A 15,340-nucleotide genomic window follows, 5' to 3' on the forward strand; every position below is an offset into this window, starting at 1 on the left:
GCTCCTACAGATCCGGCGCAAGACCAGCAATGCGATCGAGTTGTGCCTGGGCCTGTCGACTGAACACCTGCAACAGGTCGCTCAAAGTGTGGGGCGGCGGTTCCGTGGCGCGGGTCACCGCGTAAAGGGTGATGGGCAGCGGTGGCGCGAGAGGGCGAATAGTCGTTTTGACGGGGGAGGCGCCCAGGGCCGTGAACGGATCGATCACCGCCAGCCCGGCACCGGACTCCACCATCGCCCGGGCCAGCGAATAGGTCTGCACCGCGATGCGCACCCGGGGCGGCGGTTCGACCGCTTCGAGGTAGCTGTCGAGCCGGGCGGCCAGCGGGTCGGCACTGGACAAGCCAATCAGCGGCGCATCGGCCAGGGCCATCAATGACAATGGCATGCCGGCCTGCGCCGATGGCCAGTAACCCGCCGGTGCCAGCACCACCAATACACCGCCCGCCAAGGCTTGGGCCTTGAGCCCCGGATGATCCGGTCTTTGAAGCGTCAGGGCGACATCCACTTCACGCATCAGCAGGTTCTGCACCAGCTCACGGCTATGGGCGCTGGACAGTTCGCAGGCGATGTCCGGGTAGCGTGCGGTCCACTCGTGAATGGCCGGCGGCAACAACGACAGGGCCAGCGCCGGAGTGGCGCCGATCCGCAGGCTGTGGCCCGGTTCGCGACGCAGGCTCTGGGCCAGGCGCCGCACGCCTTGCAAACTTTCGCTGACCTTGTCGACCTCGCGCTCCAGCTCCAGCGCTTCGGGCGTCGCTTGCAACTTGCCGCGAACCCGCAAGAACAACGGGAACCCCAACTGCTGCTCGGCGTGCTGCAGCACCTTGGTCACCGCCGGTTGCGAGACGTGCAGCAATTGCGCGGCGGCGCTGATCGATCCGGTTTGGCGGATGGCCTGGAAAATCTCGATGTGACGGAGGCGCATGGCGAGTCCATAACCTTTGTTTATGGGTTAAGCATCTTTATTCATTGTTCGCCGCCTGTCACCTGGCCCTAACCTCGGCTTCGTCATCACAACGGTTTTAAGGACGGACATGGCTCAGCGTGTGTGCATCATCGGCGGCGGCGTGATTGGCCTGGCAACGGCCTATGCGCTGGTGCGCGACGGCTTTGAGGTAACCGTCATCGAGGCGCGGGACGCGTTGGGCAGCGAAACCAGTTTCGCCAATGGTGGACAACTCTCCTATCGCTACGTCGCACCTTTGGCTGACGCCGGCGTGCCGTTGCAAGCCATCGGCTGGATGCTGCGCGGCGACTCACCCTTGAAGCTGCGCCCGCGGTTCGACGCTGCGCAGTGGCGCTGGATGGCGTCCTTTCTCGGCGCTTGCCGCCGCTCGGTCAACCGTGAGAACGCCGCACACTTGCTGCGGCTGGCGCTGTTCAGTCAAGGCACATTGAAGGCATGGCGCGAAGACGATGGGCTCGCAGGCTTCCAATGGCGGCGCAACGGCAAACTGGTGACCTTCCGGGAGCGCGCCAGCTTCGAGCATGCATGCCAGCGGCTGGCCGACCCTCAGCAGCAACAGGTGCTGTCGGCGGCCGAGTGCGCTCAACTTGAGCCGGCCCTGGCCGATGCACCCTTTGTCGGTGCGATTTATACGCCGGACGAAGAAGTGGGCGATTGCCATGCTTTCTGCCGGCAACTGGCTGCACGGTTGCAAGCGTCCGGGCGTTGCGAGTTACGCCTGGGGCAAGCGGTGACCGGCATTCGCCACGCCAACGGCAGCGTCAGCGCCATCGATCTGGGCGAGCAAGTGTTGCCGGTCGATCAATTGGTGATCGCCGCCGGCCACCGCAGTCCGCTGTTGACATTGCCCGGTCTGCAATTGCCGTTGTACCCGCTCAAGGGCTACAGCCTGACGGTGCCCATCGGCCCCGAACACCAGGCCCCGGATGTGAGCATCACCGACTACGACCGCAAGATCGTATACGCACGGATCGGCGAGCAGTTGCGGGTGGCCGCGATGGTCGACATCGTTGGCTTTGATCCTGCTATAGACCCCAAACGACTGGCGTTGATCAAGCGTCAGGCCCGTGACACCTTCCCCAATGCCGGGGCCTATGACGCGGCCACCGAATGGGCCGGGATGCGCCCGGCCACGCCGAGCGGCGTGCCGTTGCTGGGCGCCACGGCCTATCGCAACCTGTGGCTCAACATCGGTCATGGCGCGTTGGGTTTCACCCTGGCCTGTGGCAGTGGGCGGTTGCTCAGTGAACTGATCGGCCAGCGCCGGCCCTCCATCGATATGCACGGTTTCAACCACCGGGCTGCCTGATCTTTTATTTGCCAAGAGGACACTGCAATGACCATTACCCGACTCCACAGCAACCCGAGGTTGTCTGGCGCCGTGACGTTTGGCGATCTGGTATTTCTCTCTGGCCAAGTGCCGGGTGAAGCCTCGGACGTGGGCGGTCAGACCCGCGAAGTGCTGGCCAGGATTGATGCGTTGCTGGCCGAAGCCGGCAGCCACAAGGATCAAATGCTCAGCGCGACCATTTACTTGAAAAATATCACCGACGATTTTGCCGCCATGAATGAGGTCTGGTCGAACTGGCTATCGCCAGGGCAGGCCCCGAGCCGCACGACCGTGCAGGCCGAGTTGGCGAGACCGCAGGTGCTGGTGGAAATCACTGTCATCGCCGCTCGTTTGAAATGACCCTCATCCAACACCCACAACGGAGAATAACAATGCAAAAAATCACGTTGCTCGGCTGCACCCTCGGACTGTTGCTCACGAGTCCGGTCCAGGCCAACGAGGCCCCACTGACCGGCACCCTGAGCAAGATCGCCAATGCCAGGAGCATTACCCTGGGCTATCGCGATGCGTCGGTGCCGTTCTCATACGTGGGTGATCAAACCGGCAAACCGATGGGCTATTCGGTGGATCTGGCGGGCAAGATTGTCGAGCGAATCCAGCAGCAATTGGCGTTGCCGGACCTGAAGGTGAAGTACAACCTGGTGACCTCGCAAACACGCATTCCTCTGGTGCAGAACGGTACCGTGGACCTGGAGTGTGGCTCCACGGGCGTGACCGCCGAGCGGCAGAAGCAAGTGGCGTTTTCCTATGGCTTCATCTATGTAAAAGGCCAATTGCTGACCGCCAGGGACAGCGGTATCAAAAGCTTCGCCGACTTGCATGGCAAGAACGTGGTGACGACTGCCGGTACTACCAACGAGCGCTTCCTGAAGAGCTACAACGTCGACCACAAGATCGACATGTTCGTGATCAGCGCCAAGGATCACGGCGAAGCCTTTCAGATGCTGCAATCGGGTCGTGCCGCCGCTTTCTACATGGACGATGCGCTGCTCTACGGCGAGCGCGCCAAGGCCCATGATCCACACAAGTGGGTGGTGGTGGGAGAGGAGCAATCGCGGGAAATCTACAGCTGCATGGTGCGCAAGGACGACCCGCAGTTCCTGGCGCTGGTCAACGGCGCACTGGGGGATCTGTACAGTTCGGGAGAAATCAACGGCATCTACCAGCGCTGGTTCGAACAGCCGATCCCGCCGAAGGGTTTGAACCTTGAGTTTCCGATGACCAGCGAACTCAAGGCGATCATTGCCAAGCCGGTGAGCGATCCGGTGCAATAGTTATCTGTGCTGTTGCCGTAGACCGCGTCACGACCATCGCGAGCAGGCTCGCTCCCACAGTGGAACGCATTTGAAAGGTGGGAGCCTGCTCGCGATAGGGGCCTAGAAATCGCCCCAAAGCTGCTGGGCTACGGACAGAGCCACAACCGGCGCAGTCTCTGTACGCAATACCCGAGGCCCCAGCCGGGCCGCATGAAAACCAGCGGCCTTGGCCTGATCCACTTCCGCATCCGACAACCCGCCTTCCGGACCGATCAGAAAGGCCAACGTCGCAGGCTTGGCATGACTGACCAGTGGTTCGGCCACCGGGTGCAGCACCAGCTTCAATTCAGCCTGAGTCTGCTTCAACCAATCGGCCAACAGCACCGGCGGATGAATCACCGGCACCCGTGAGCGCCCGCATTGCTCGCAGGCGCTGATCGCGACCTGGCGCCAGTGCAGCAGGCGTTTGTCGGCGCGTTCGTCCTTGAGCCGCACTTCGCAGCGTTCGCTGAAGATCGGGGTGATTTCGCTGACACCCAGTTCAGTGGCTTTCTGGATCGCCCAGTCCATGCGCTCGCCACGGGACAGGCCCTGACCGAGATGGATCTGCAGTGGCGACTCGACCTGGCCGGCGAATTGCTCGTCGATCTGCACCACAACCCGTTTCTTGCCGACCTCCACCAGGGTGGCGCGGAATTCCTGGCCCGAGCCATCGAACAGTTGCAGCAGATCGCCCTCGGCCATGCGCAACACGCGGCTGATGTAATGGGCCTGGGCTTCGGGCAATTCGTGTTCGCCGGTACTCAGGGGGGCGTCGATAAAGAAACGGGACAGTCTCATTGGGGTTCTCTACTAAATTCGATCGGAGTCGCTTTTGTGGCGAGGGCGCTTGCTCCCACGCCACAGGGTCGTGCAGTGACGGTCAGCCCGGATCACGGAACCCCGGATGGAAGTCCTTCGGCACCGAAACACTGACGCTGTCGCGAGTCGCGATGTCGATGCCTTCGCTGGCCACTTCGGCCAGAAAGTCGATCTGCTCCGGCGTGATCACATACGGCGGCAGGAAATACACCACGCTGCCCAGAGGTCGAAGTAAAGCACCGCGCTCCAGCGCATGCTGGAACACCTTCAGGCCACGGCGCTCCTGCCATGGATAGGCCTCTTTGCTGGCCTTGTCCTTGACCATTTCGATGGCCAGGACCATGCCGGTCTGGCGCACTTCGCTGACGTTAGGGTGATCCACCAGGTGCGCCGTGGAGGAGGCCATGCGCCGCGCCAGGGCCTTGTTGTTCTCGATGACGTTGTCTTCTTCGAAGATATCCAGCGTTGCCAGCGCCGCCGCACAGGCCAGCGGGTTGCCGGTGTAGCTGTGCGAGTGCAGGAAGGCGCGCAGGGTAGGGTAGTCGTCGTAGAAGGCGCTGTAGACATCGTCGGTAGTCAGGCACGCCGCCAGCGGCAGGTAACCACCGGTCAGGGCCTTGGACAGGCAGAGGAAATCCGGACGGATGCCGGCCTGTTCACAGGCGAACATGGTGCCGGTGCGGCCGAAGCCGACGGCGATTTCGTCGTGGATCAGGTGCACGCCATAGCGGTCGCAGGCTTCGCGCAGCAACTTGAGGTACACCGGGTGGTACATGCGCATGCCGCCGGCACCCTGGATCAGCGGCTCGACAATCACTGCCGCGACCGTGTCGTGGTTCTCGGCCAGGGTCTGTTCCATGGCGGCGAACATGGTTCGCGAGTGTTCTTCCCAGCTCATGCCTTCGGGGCGCAGGTAGCAATCCGGGCTTGGCACCTTGATGGTGTCGAGCAGCAGGGCTTTGTAGGTTTCGGTGAACAGCGGCACGTCGCCCACCGACATCGCCGCCATGGTTTCGCCGTGGTAGCTGTTGGTCAGGGTCACGAAGCGCTTCTTGTTCGGCTGACCGCGGTTGAGCCAGTAGTGAAAGCTCATTTTCAGCGCCACTTCGATGCAGGACGACCCGTTATCGGCGTAGAAGCACCGCGTCAGGCCTTCCGGTGTCATCTTCACCAGGCGCTCGGACAACTCGATCACGGGCTGATGGCTGAAACCGGCGAGGATCACGTGTTCGAGTTGATCGACCTGATCCTTGATGCGCTGGTTGATGCGCGGGTTGGCATGGCCGAACACATTGACCCACCAGGAGCTGACGGCATCGAGGTAGCGCTTGCCTTCGAAGTCTTCCAGCCAGACGCCTTCGCCGCGCTTGATCGGGATCAGTGGCAGTTGTTCGTGATCTTTCATCTGGGTGCAGGGATGCCACAACACCGCGAGATCGCGTTCCATCCACTGTTTATTCAGGCCCATTTTCACTCTCCTCGAGGCGGTCCGTGACAAGCGCGGACCTACAATCGCGCAAGCCTATGCAATGCGTCGCGTGGGGACAACCCATTGTGTCGATTGAGCTACTTTGTATAGGGCGATCAGACGCTGCTGGCAGGCGTCTGGCGGCTGACGTATCCTTCGCGGTTCTTGAGCCGACTGGCTCGCAAAAACCGCTATTTTTCGTGTATTTCCGGAGTTCGCTGAATGTCTGTCGGTTGGCTGCGCGCCTGTGCGCTGGTGATGTTGGGGCTGTTCAGCGTGTCTGCGCTGGCCAAGGATAAAACCGCAATCGTGATCGGCGGTGGGGTTTCGGGCCTCACGGCGGCTTACGAGCTGCAGAACAAGGGCTGGCAGGTCACGCTGCTGGAAGCCAAACCGAGCCTGGGCGGGCGCTCCGGCATGGCCACCAGCGAGTGGATCGGCAACGACAAGACCCAGCCGGTTTTGAACAAGTACGTCTCGACCTTCAAGCTGAGCACCACGCCAGCGCCTGAGTTCGTGCGTACCCCGGGCTATCTGATCGACGGCGTGTATTACAGCGCTGCCGACCTGGCGACCAAGGAGCCGGCCACCGCCGACGCACTTAAACGCTACGAAAAGACCGTGGACGACCTGGCGCGTTCGATCGACGACCCGCAGAACCCGGCCGCCACCAACACGTTGCACGCCCTGGATCAGATCAACGTGTCCAGCTGGCTCGACAAGCAAAACCTGCCGTCCACCGCGCGCCAGTTGATCAACCAGCAAATTCGTACTCGCTACGACGAACCTTCGCGCCTGTCGCTGCTGTACTACGCGCAGCAGAGCCGTGTTTACCGTGGCGTGTCGGACCGTGACCTGCGCGCTTCGCGTCTGGTCGGGGGCAGCCCGGTGCTGGCCCAGGCCTTGGTCAAGCAGCTGAAAACCATCAAGACCAACTCCCCGGTCTCGGCCATCACCCAGGACAAGGACGGCGTCACCGTCAAGGTCGGCAGTGTCGGCTACCAAGCTGACTACGTCGTACTGGCCGTGCCGTTGCGCGCCCTGAACAAGATTCAGATGACCCCGGCGCTGGACGCCCAGCATCAGGCAGCAATCAAAGGCACCAACTACGGTTGGCGCGACCAGATCATGCTCAAGTTCAAGACGCCGGTGTGGGAAAGCAAGGCGCGCATGTCCGGCGAGATCTACAGCAACACCGGTCTGGGCATGTTGTGGGTCGAGCCTGCGTTGAAGGGCGGTGCCAACGTGGTGATCAACCTGTCCGGCGACAACGCCCGGGTGATGCAGGCGTTCGGCGACAAGCAAATGGTCGATCAGGTGCTGATTCGCCTGCATGCTTTTTATCCACAGGCGCGTGGCTCGTTCACCGGTTATGAAATCCGTCGCTACAGCACCGACCCCTCGATGGGCGGCGCTTATCTGGCCTTCGGCCCGGGCCAGATCAGCAAGTTCTGGCGCCTGTGGGAACGTCCGATCCAGCGTGTAGCTTTTGCCGGCGAACACACCGACACCTTGTACCCGGGCACCCTGGAAGGCGCATTGCGCACCGGTCAGCGTGCGGCCAGTCAGGTAGAAGACCTGGCGGCGGGCAAGTCGTTTGAGCCGGAGAAAGCGCTTCCGGTGGCGGCTGCGGCAGCAGGTGCCGGCGCGGTGGCGGCGAAGAAAGGCAACTTCTTCACCAATCTGTTTGGTGGCTCGGATGACGAGAAGAAACCGGCACCGGTCAAGGCCCCTGAGCCTGTCGCGCCACCAGCGCCGGCTCCTGCTCCTGCTCCTGCACCTGCGCCGGCCGCTGCGCCAGCCCCGGTCGAAGCGGCGAAGCCTGCAACGCCGGTGAAAGCCGAGCCGGCCAAGAAGGCTCCGGCGAAGAAGCCGGCAGCCAAGACCGAGGCGAAAAAAGCCCCGGCCAAGGCACCTGCCAAGAAAACTGAACCGGCTAAGAAGCCGGCGGCCAAACCGGCAGCCACCCCGGCTCCGGCAACGGAGGCGAAGGCTCAATAACCTTCAGGTGTAAAAAAAGCGCGGCCCATGGGTCGCGCTTTTTTTTGCCATGGCGAGCCCAGGAAAGCCTGACCGCTCGCCTTCCTGCCCCACACGATCCCCTCGCAAGTTGCGTGCTCCGGCCAAGGCTCCAACAAAAAGTGCCTTTGCTCTCGGCAGACGCGAAGCCGCCCGGAAAATGGGGCAGACGTGCGATCACAACGGGAGTGATCACCCCTCTCCACAGGTCACGTTTGTCTGGTCCGCGTCAGGCCTCAAGGCCCCCATTTTTGCCCGAAAAAAAACCATGAGCAGAAATCGAATAAATCTTTCAGTACAGGTGTTCACAGTTTTGTATTCACTTTTTCTGACAATTTGACCTTTAATCTTTCCTTAACTCAGCGATTTCACACTCTTGATCGTATTTCTCGATATTTCAAAGCAAAATTTTCCGCTTTAAATCGATAGATAACTCGATAGTCTTGGGCCAGCACTTACAGGGATCTAGGCAATGCAGCTACGTAACTCCACTTCTCGCTATGGCTGGGTCAGCATCTTCCTGCACTGGGGGGTAGCGCTGGCGGTGTTCGGTTTGTTCGCCCTGGGTCTGTGGATGGTCGATCTGGGTTACTACGACCCCTGGCGTAAAGCCGGCCCCGATATTCACAAGAGCATCGGGCTGATGTTGCTGGCGTTCATGGTGTTGCGCGTGTTGTGGCGTTTCATCAGCCCGCCACCGCCGACGTTGAGCAGCTACAGCCCCATGACGCGTCTGGGTGCCAAGTTGGGCCATGCCTTTCTGTATCTTTGCCTGTTTGCCGTGATGATTGCCGGTTACCTGATTTCCACCGCAGAAGGTGTCGGGATTCCGGTGTTTGACTGGTTTGAAGTGCCTGCGCTGGTTTCCGGACTACCGGACCAGGCAGATAACGCCGGTGCGATTCACCTCTACCTGGCGTGGGCGCTGGTCATTTTTTCCGGCCTCCATGCGTTGGCAGCTTTGAAACACCACTTTATCGACCGTGATGTGACCCTCAAGCGAATGCTGGGTCGCAAAGCCTGAAGTTCAACCTCGACTCCCAAGGAAAACCAAGCATGTTGAAAAAGACTCTCGCCGCTCTGGCAATCGGTTCCGCCCTGCTGTCCGCCAACGTCATGGCAGCTGACTACGTTGTCGATAAACAAGGCCAGCACGCCTTCGTCAACTTCAAGATCAGCCACCTGGGCTACAGCTACATCACCGGTACCTTCAAGGACATCGACGGCAAGTTCAGCTTCGACGCGGCCAAGCCTGAAGACAGCAAGATCGAGTTCAACGTGCACACCGCGAGCGTTTTCACCAACAACGCTGAGCGCGACAAGCACATCTCCAGCAAAGACTTCCTGGAAGTGGATAAATTCGCTACAGCTACCTTCGTGTCCACCAGCGTCAAATCCACCGGCAAAAACGCCGCTGGCAAAGACACTGCCGACGTGACCGGTGATTTGACCCTCCACGGCGTGACCAAGCCAGTCGTGGTCAAGGCCACTTTCCTGGGTGAAGGCAAGGATCCATGGGGCGGCTACCGTGCTGGCTTCGAAGGCACTACCAGCATCAAGCGTTCTGATTTCGGCAAGATGATGGACCTGGGTCCACAGTCCGACGCTGTCGATCTGTACATCACGTTTGAAGGCGTCAAAGCGAAATAATTTTTCGCCCCTGACACAAAAAACGCCCGCTGCTTTTCAGAGCACGGGCGTTTTTTATTGCCGGGCACACATCCATTGTGGGAGCGAGCCTGCTCGCGAAAAACCCATAGGCGCCGCTGGGCATCTGGTTTAACGCGTTATCGTTCACGACCATCGCGGGCAAGCCCGCTCCCACAGGGATTGTGTTGTCCCATAAAAAATGCCCCGGCTCTTTTGAGTCGGGGCATTTTTTATTTCAGCGATAACTCAGCGATTGCGGGTCAGCAATGCCGGTTTTTCTCCGCGAGGACGGCTTGGCAGTTGATCCAGTTGCTCAGGTGTCGGGAAGCGATCAGCCTTCGACTCCTTGTGCATGATCTTCGGTGCCGGGCCACGCGGGTTCTGCACGGCCGGTTCCGAACGAGGCTGGTCGTCGCGGGCCGGACGGCGGTTACGCGAGTCTTCGCGACGGGCCTGGCCGTCACGAGGCGCGCCATTGCGTGGGCCGCTGCGTTTGGCCGGTGGCGTGCCGGTGCTGGCGCCATCGCTGTTGCGCGGACCGTTCTGGCGACCTTGCGGCTTGCCGCCACGTGGTGCGCCCGAACCGGCTGTCGTGCCTTGTGCCGGAGCACCCGGACGGCGGCCACGGCCCTGGGCCGGCTTCTGCTGTGGCACGTAGTCGACGCGGTTACCGAAGTTATCGATATCGTCGTCCAGGAACTCGTCCGGGGCACGATCAGCAGCGGCGCGTGGCGGCTGGCTTGGCTGGCGCTGTTCGCGGGCCGGCGTGCCTTCGCGTGGCTTTTGCTCACGGGCCGGGCGCTCGCCGCGACCGGAGGCCGCCGGTTTTTCCTTGCCTTTGTCCTTGCCCTTGTCCTTGCGACCGCCACCGCTGCCGTTCGGGCCATCGCCGCGCGGGCCACGTGGGTTGCGCGGGTTACGCACATCCGGACGCTCGCGGACTTCAGGCTTCTCGGCTTCCACCGCGCTCGAATCGAAGCCCATCAGATCACCGTCGGCGATTTTCTGCTTGGTCATGCGTTCGATGCTTTTCAGCAGTTTTTCTTCGTCCGGGGCAACCAGCGAGATCGCTTCACCCGAACGACCGGCACGGCCAGTCCGGCCGATACGGTGCACGTAGTCTTCGTCGACGTTCGGCAGTTCGAAGTTGACCACGTGTGGCAACTGGTCGATGTCCAGGCCGCGGGCGGCGATGTCGGTGGCGACCAGGATGCGTACGTCACCGGCCTTGAAGTCGGCCAGGGCTTTGGTGCGGGCGTTCTGGCTCTTGTTGCCGTGGATCGCGACAGCGCTCAGGCCGTGTTTGTCCAGGTACTCGGCCAGGCGGTTGGCGCCGTGCTTGGTACGGGTGAACACCAGCACTTGTTCCCAGGCACCGGCGGTAATCAGGTGCGCCAGCAAGGAGCGCTTGTGGTTGGCCGGCAGGCGGAAGACGCGTTGCTCGATGCGCTCGACCGTGGTGTTCGGCGGCGTGACTTCGATGCGTTCCGGGTTATGCAGCAACTTGCCGGCGAGGTCGGTGATGTCCTTGGAGAAGGTTGCCGAGAACAGCAGGTTCTGCCGTTTGGCCGGCAGGCGGGCCAGGACCTTTTTCACGTCGTGGACGAAGCCCATGTCGAGCATGCGGTCGGCTTCGTCCAGCACGAGGATTTCCACGTGGGACAGATCGACGCTGCCTTGGCCGGCGAGGTCGAGCAGGCGGCCAGGGCAGGCCACCAGCACGTCTACACCGCGGGACATGGCCTGGACCTGCGGGTTCATGCCGACGCCGCCGAAGATGCAGGCGCTGACGAATTTCAGGTCACGTGCGTAGACCTTGAAACTTTCGTGTACTTGCGCGGCGAGCTCGCGAGTAGGGGTCAGGACCAGTACGCGCGGTTGACGCGGGCCATGACGCTGGGATTTGTCCGGATGACCGTTCGGGAACAACCGCTCCAGGATCGGAAGGGCGAAACCGCCGGTTTTACCAGTACCTGTCTGTGCCGCGACCATCAGGTCGCGACCTTGCAACACGGCGGGAATGGCCCGCTGTTGCACCGGAGTAGGCTCGGTATAGCCCGCTGCCTCGATGGCGCGGACTAAAGCCTCGGAGAGACCGAGGGAAGCAAAGGACATGAGTAATCCTGTTTTAGTTAGGGCTTGGCCCAATGGGAGTCTTGCCTGGCGCGAATGGCGTTTAAGAGGAACGCAATCCCGTCCGGTCCTACTGGGTTTCGAAAGCTCGTCTGGAGCGCTCGCGCGGGCCGGAAAGCTGCGCTGTAGCGGGGTCGAGATGCCTTGAACGATTCCGAGCGTCCGGGCGTGAGCCTGGCGGGAAGGCCGGAGTATAACAGAGCAATCACTGCGCGCCGCTTTCCTGCTGCTCAACGGTTTTTGTCGCAGTGGCGGTGGGCCCCGTCGGGGTCACCACGGTGGCCGGGTCGGCACCGTAACGGGCGCTTAGCTCTGCATAGGCCGGCTCGCGCTTGAAGCGCTTGAGTTCGGCGCCGAAGCGTTGCACCAGCAAGTCCATGCCGGCATTGCGCCGCACTGCCAGGAATTGGCTCTGCTGGCTGATGACGGTCGGGTTTTCGGTGATTTGGTCGCGGATGTGCAGCGCGTCGAGCAGGTGCTGGCCGACGCGGCGATCGGTAATCAGCAGGTCGATCCGCCCGCGTACCAGTTTGCCGAAGTTGGCTTCATGGCTCGGCGCCGGTTCACGGGTGAACAGTGTCGATTCCCTGAAGTCCTGGCTGTACAGGTAGCCCGGCGAGGTGCCGATGGTCAGGCCGCGCAGTTCGTCGAGCGTGCGGAAGGGGTGCGGTCGTTCGTTGGCGTAGAACATCACGAACTGTACTTCGGAGAGCGGTTCGCTGGGGTAGAGCAGGGTCGCGTCGCGTTCATCGCTGTGGAAAATGTCCAGCGCGCCATCGGCCTGGCCGGTTTCAAGCATCGACAGGCAGCGTTTCCACGGCAGGAATTGCCACTCGACTTCGATACCCAGGCGCTTGAAGACAATTGCCGTGGTTTCGTAGTCAAGCCCCAGGGATTTACCGTTCTCCTCATAGACGTAAGGAGCCCAGGGTTCCGTGACAATGCGCAATTTCTCGCCCCGGGCGGCAAAGCTCAGGCAAGTGAAAACAAGCACGGCGATTAACTGTGTGATCAAAGGCATAGGTTTGAGATTACGACGAGAAACGGGAAAGAGCCAGAAACTGGATCCAGAAGCTCTATCTCCGTGTGTTGCGCATCAACAAATGTGCTGTTTAAAGCAAAAGATCGCCGCCCGCGAAGGTGCCTGCAGAAACGTCGGTTTCCAAGCAGGCGCCTTTGCGGGCGGCGATCTTTTGGTCTTGCTTTGATCGCTTTTAGCGCGGCAACTTCAGATTGTTCCACACCGCCAGGCTCGCTTCGGCCTGATTCAGTGTGTAGAAGTGCAGCCCTGGCGCACCACCTTGCAGCAGGCGTTCGCACATCTCGGTGATGACTTGCTCACCAAAGCGTTGAATGCTCTGGGTGTCGTCGCCGTAGGCTTCCAGTTGCTTGCGGATCCAGCGCGGAATTTCCGCACCGCAGGCGTCGGAGAAGCGTGCGAGTTTGCTGTAGTTGGTGATCGGCATGATCCCCGGCACGATCGGGATGTTCACCCCCAGTGCCCGTACACGCTCGACAAAATAGAAGTAGCTGTCGGCGTTGAAGAAGTACTGGGTGATTGCGCTGTCGGCGCCGGCTTTGGCCTTGCGGACGAAGTTGGCGATATCGTCTTCGAAATTGCGCGCTTGCGGGTGCATCTCCGGGTAAGCGGCCACTTCGATGTGGAAATGATCACCGGTCTCTTCACGAATGAATTCAACCAGGTCATTGGCGTGGCGCAATTCGCCGCTGGCCATGCCCATGCCCGAAGGCAGGTCACCGCGCAGGGCAACGATACGTTTGATGCCGGCAGCCTTGTACTGGCTCAGCAGGCCGCGCAAGTCATCCTTGCTGTCGCCCACGCAAGACAGGTGCGGCGCGGCAGGTACTTTGACTTCGCTTTCGAGCTGCAACACGGTGTTGAGGGTGCGATCACGGGTCGAACCGCCAGCGCCGTAGGTGCAGGAGAAGAAATCGGGGTTGTAGGTTGCCAGCTGGCGGGCAGTGGCGAGCAGCTTTTCATGCCCAGCGTCGGTCTTCGTAGGGAAGAACTCGAAGCTGTAGCGACGATCTTGGGACATGGTCATATCCTTGGAAACGCGTAAAGCGGACGCAGGCCCCTCCCTACAGGAGCGAGCCTGCTCGCGAAAAGCGTGAGGGCAACGCGTTCAGCCAGGCAGCACGCGTTATCGTTAACGTCCATCGCGAGCAGGCTCGCTCCTACAGGGGAGGAGCCGGCCTGTCAGTAGCGGTAAGCGTGCGGCTTGAACGGACCTTCGACGGTCACGCCGATGTAGTCGGCCTGGGTCTTGGTCAGTTGAGTCACCACGCCGCCGAAGCCACGGACCATTTCCAGGGCCACTTCTTCGTCGAGTTTCTTCGGCAGTACTTCAACGGTCAGGCGCTCGGCTTTCTGGGCTGGCGACAGGTCGGCGTACTTTTGACCGAACAGGAAGATCTGGGCCAGAACCTGGTTGGCGAAGGAACCGTCCATGATGCGGCTTGGGTGGCCAGTGGCGTTGCCCAGGTTTACCAGGCGGCCTTCGGCCAGCAGGATCAGGTAGTCGTCGTTCTGGGCATCGAATGCGCCAGGACCGGTACGGTGGATCTTGTGCACCTGTGGCTTCACTTCTTCCCATGCCCAGTTCTTGCGCATGAAAGCGGTGTCGATTTCGTTGTCGAAGTGGCCGATGTTGCAGACAACGGCGCGCTTCTTCAGGGCTTTGAGCATGTTCGAGTCGCAAACATTAACGTTGCCGGTGGTGGTCACGATCAGGTCGATCTTGCCCAGCAGAGCCTTGTCGATGCTGGCTTCGGTACCGTTGTTGATCCCGTCGATGAACGGCGAAACCACTTCGAAACCGTCCATGCAGGCTTGCATGGCGCAGATCGGGTCGACTTCGGACACTTTAACGATCATGCCTTCCTGACGCAGGGACTGAGCCGAGCCCTTGCCCACGTCACCGTAACCGATGACCAGCGCTTGCTTGCCGGACAGCAGGTGGTCGGTGCCGCGCTTGATCGCATCGTTCAGGCTGTGACGGCAGCCGTACTTGTTGTCGTTCTTGCTCTTGGTGACCGAGTCGTTGACGTTGATGGCCGGGATTTTCAGCTCGCCCTTGGCCAGCATGTCCAGCAGGCGGTGTACGCCGGTGGTGGTTTCTTCGGTCACGCCGTGGACGCGATCCAGAACCTGCGGGTATTTCTTGTGCAGCAGCTCGGTCAGGTCGCCGCCGTCGTCGAGGATCATGTTGGCATCCCAAGGCGCGCCATCCTTGAGGATGGTTTGCTCCAGGCACCACTCGTACTCTTCTTCGGTTTCGCCTTTCCAGGCGAAAACCGGAATGCCGGCAGCGGCGATGGACGCAGCGGCCTGGTCTTGAGTCGAGAAAATGTTGCAGGACGACCAGCGTACTTCGGCACCCAGGGCAACCAGGGTTTCGATCAGCACGGCAGTCTGAATGGTCATGTGGATGCAGCCGAGGATCTTCGCGCCCTTGAGCGGTTGCTCTTCGGAGTACTTGCGGCGCAGACCCATCAGGGCTGGCATTTCGGATTCGGCGATGATGGTTTCGCGACGGCCCCAGGCAGCCAGGGACATGTCGGCCACTTTGTAATCGGTAAAATCTGCAGGCGTGATAACAGCGCTCATG

At 61.0% G+C, this 15,340-nt stretch carries 13 protein-coding genes; 6 read left to right on the forward strand and 7 right to left on the reverse strand.

Annotated elements, in window-relative coordinates:
- Positions 1–4: 4 nt before the first annotated feature.
- Positions 5–928: a LysR substrate-binding domain-containing protein gene (locus JQF37_RS19320; protein WP_130206621.1), complete on the reverse strand. Its 924-nt coding sequence runs from the start codon at positions 926–928 to the stop codon at positions 5–7.
- A gap of 109 nt (positions 929–1,037) precedes the next feature.
- On the opposite strand from JQF37_RS19320, the gene JQF37_RS19325 reads away from it, so the two are divergent.
- The 3 genes from JQF37_RS19325 to JQF37_RS19335 are packed head-to-tail and all read left to right on the forward strand — an operon-like array spanning position 1,038 to position 3,595.
- On the forward strand, positions 1,038–2,279 hold the full coding sequence (locus tag JQF37_RS19325) for a D-amino acid dehydrogenase (RefSeq protein WP_130206619.1): 1,242 nt from the start codon (positions 1,038–1,040) through the stop codon (positions 2,277–2,279).
- A 27-nt stretch (positions 2,280–2,306) separates the two neighbouring features.
- Positions 2,307–2,660, forward strand: a complete 354-nt coding sequence (locus JQF37_RS19330) for a RidA family protein (protein ID WP_103402780.1) — start codon at positions 2,307–2,309, stop codon at positions 2,658–2,660.
- 32 nt (positions 2,661–2,692) lie between these two features.
- Positions 2,693–3,595: a transporter substrate-binding domain-containing protein gene (locus JQF37_RS19335; RefSeq protein ID WP_130206617.1), complete on the forward strand. Its 903-nt coding sequence runs from the start codon at positions 2,693–2,695 to the stop codon at positions 3,593–3,595.
- Positions 3,596–3,697: 102 nt separating this feature from the next.
- Here the strand turns inward: JQF37_RS19335 and JQF37_RS19340 are convergent, their stop codons facing one another.
- Together JQF37_RS19340 and JQF37_RS19345 are read right to left on the reverse strand one after the other, a co-directional pair.
- The gene (locus JQF37_RS19340) at positions 3,698–4,417 is read right to left on the reverse strand and encodes a 16S rRNA (uracil(1498)-N(3))-methyltransferase (protein WP_130206615.1); all 720 of its coding nucleotides are present in this window, start codon (positions 4,415–4,417) and stop codon (positions 3,698–3,700) included.
- 82 nt (positions 4,418–4,499) lie between these two features.
- The gene (locus JQF37_RS19345) at positions 4,500–5,906 is read right to left on the reverse strand and encodes an adenosylmethionine--8-amino-7-oxononanoate transaminase (protein ID WP_130206613.1); all 1,407 of its coding nucleotides are present in this window, start codon (positions 5,904–5,906) and stop codon (positions 4,500–4,502) included.
- A gap of 222 nt (positions 5,907–6,128) precedes the next feature.
- Between JQF37_RS19345 and JQF37_RS19350 the strand changes: the two genes are divergently transcribed.
- The 3 genes from JQF37_RS19350 (at position 6,129) to JQF37_RS19360 (ending at position 9,575) form a co-directional block, all read left to right on the forward strand.
- The gene (locus JQF37_RS19350; RefSeq protein WP_130206611.1) at positions 6,129–7,907 is read left to right on the forward strand and encodes a flavin monoamine oxidase family protein; all 1,779 of its coding nucleotides are present in this window, start codon (positions 6,129–6,131) and stop codon (positions 7,905–7,907) included.
- A gap of 490 nt (positions 7,908–8,397) precedes the next feature.
- A complete protein-coding gene (locus tag JQF37_RS19355) occupies positions 8,398–8,949 on the forward strand; it encodes a cytochrome b (RefSeq protein WP_130206609.1) in 552 nt (183 codons plus the stop codon).
- A 32-nt stretch (positions 8,950–8,981) separates the two neighbouring features.
- On the forward strand, positions 8,982–9,575 hold the full coding sequence (locus JQF37_RS19360) for a YceI family protein (protein WP_130206607.1): 594 nt from the start codon (positions 8,982–8,984) through the stop codon (positions 9,573–9,575).
- Positions 9,576–9,821: 246 nt separating this feature from the next.
- On the opposite strand, the gene JQF37_RS19365 is transcribed toward JQF37_RS19360, so the two are convergent.
- The 4 genes from JQF37_RS19365 to ahcY form a co-directional block, all read right to left on the reverse strand.
- Complete coding sequence (locus JQF37_RS19365; RefSeq protein WP_130206605.1) at positions 9,822–11,690, reverse strand: DEAD/DEAH box helicase; 1,869 nt, start codon at positions 11,688–11,690, stop codon at positions 9,822–9,824.
- Between the two features lie 223 nt (positions 11,691–11,913).
- Positions 11,914–12,729 (reverse strand): transporter substrate-binding domain-containing protein, encoded by an 816-nt coding sequence (locus JQF37_RS19370; protein ID WP_130206603.1) that lies wholly within the window; start codon positions 12,727–12,729, stop codon positions 11,914–11,916.
- 193 nt (positions 12,730–12,922) lie between these two features.
- Positions 12,923–13,768, reverse strand: a complete 846-nt coding sequence (gene metF / locus JQF37_RS19375; RefSeq protein WP_047534440.1) for a methylenetetrahydrofolate reductase [NAD(P)H] — start codon at positions 13,766–13,768, stop codon at positions 12,923–12,925.
- Positions 13,769–13,929: 161 nt separating this feature from the next.
- Positions 13,930–15,339 carry an adenosylhomocysteinase gene (ahcY, locus tag JQF37_RS19380; RefSeq protein ID WP_130206601.1) on the reverse strand — a complete coding sequence of 470 codons (1,410 nt, stop codon included), beginning with the start codon at positions 15,337–15,339 and terminating at the stop codon, positions 13,930–13,932.
- Position 15,340 lies beyond the last annotated feature (1 nt).

The sequence above is a fragment of the Pseudomonas sp. MIL9 genome (assembly GCF_016887925.1).
GTDB lineage: Bacteria > Pseudomonadota > Gammaproteobacteria > Pseudomonadales > Pseudomonadaceae > Aquipseudomonas > Aquipseudomonas mohnii.

What these genes read in the sequence shown, in the direction of transcription:
- JQF37_RS19320 (WP_130206621.1), bottom strand. Translation starts at nt 928, where the DNA reads ATGCGCCTCCGTCACATCGAGATTTTCCAGGCCATCCGCCAAACCGGA.
- JQF37_RS19325 (WP_130206619.1), top strand. Translation starts at nt 1,038, where the DNA reads ATGGCTCAGCGTGTGTGCATCATCGGCGGCGGCGTGATTGGCCTGGCA.
- JQF37_RS19330 (WP_103402780.1), top strand. Translation starts at nt 2,307, where the DNA reads ATGACCATTACCCGACTCCACAGCAACCCGAGGTTGTCTGGCGCCGTG.
- JQF37_RS19335 (WP_130206617.1), top strand. Translation starts at nt 2,693, where the DNA reads ATGCAAAAAATCACGTTGCTCGGCTGCACCCTCGGACTGTTGCTCACG.
- JQF37_RS19340 (WP_130206615.1), bottom strand. Translation starts at nt 4,417, where the DNA reads ATGAGACTGTCCCGTTTCTTTATCGACGCCCCCCTGAGTACCGGCGAA.
- JQF37_RS19345 (WP_130206613.1), bottom strand. Translation starts at nt 5,906, where the DNA reads ATGGGCCTGAATAAACAGTGGATGGAACGCGATCTCGCGGTGTTGTGG.
- JQF37_RS19350 (WP_130206611.1), top strand. Translation starts at nt 6,129, where the DNA reads ATGTCTGTCGGTTGGCTGCGCGCCTGTGCGCTGGTGATGTTGGGGCTG.
- JQF37_RS19355 (WP_130206609.1), top strand. Translation starts at nt 8,398, where the DNA reads ATGCAGCTACGTAACTCCACTTCTCGCTATGGCTGGGTCAGCATCTTC.
- JQF37_RS19360 (WP_130206607.1), top strand. Translation starts at nt 8,982, where the DNA reads ATGTTGAAAAAGACTCTCGCCGCTCTGGCAATCGGTTCCGCCCTGCTG.
- JQF37_RS19365 (WP_130206605.1), bottom strand. Translation starts at nt 11,690, where the DNA reads ATGTCCTTTGCTTCCCTCGGTCTCTCCGAGGCTTTAGTCCGCGCCATC.
- JQF37_RS19370 (WP_130206603.1), bottom strand. Translation starts at nt 12,729, where the DNA reads ATGCCTTTGATCACACAGTTAATCGCCGTGCTTGTTTTCACTTGCCTG.
- metF (WP_047534440.1), bottom strand. Translation starts at nt 13,768, where the DNA reads ATGTCCCAAGATCGTCGCTACAGCTTCGAGTTCTTCCCTACGAAGACC.
- ahcY (WP_130206601.1), bottom strand. Translation starts at nt 15,339, where the DNA reads ATGAGCGCTGTTATCACGCCTGCAGATTTTACCGATTACAAAGTGGCC.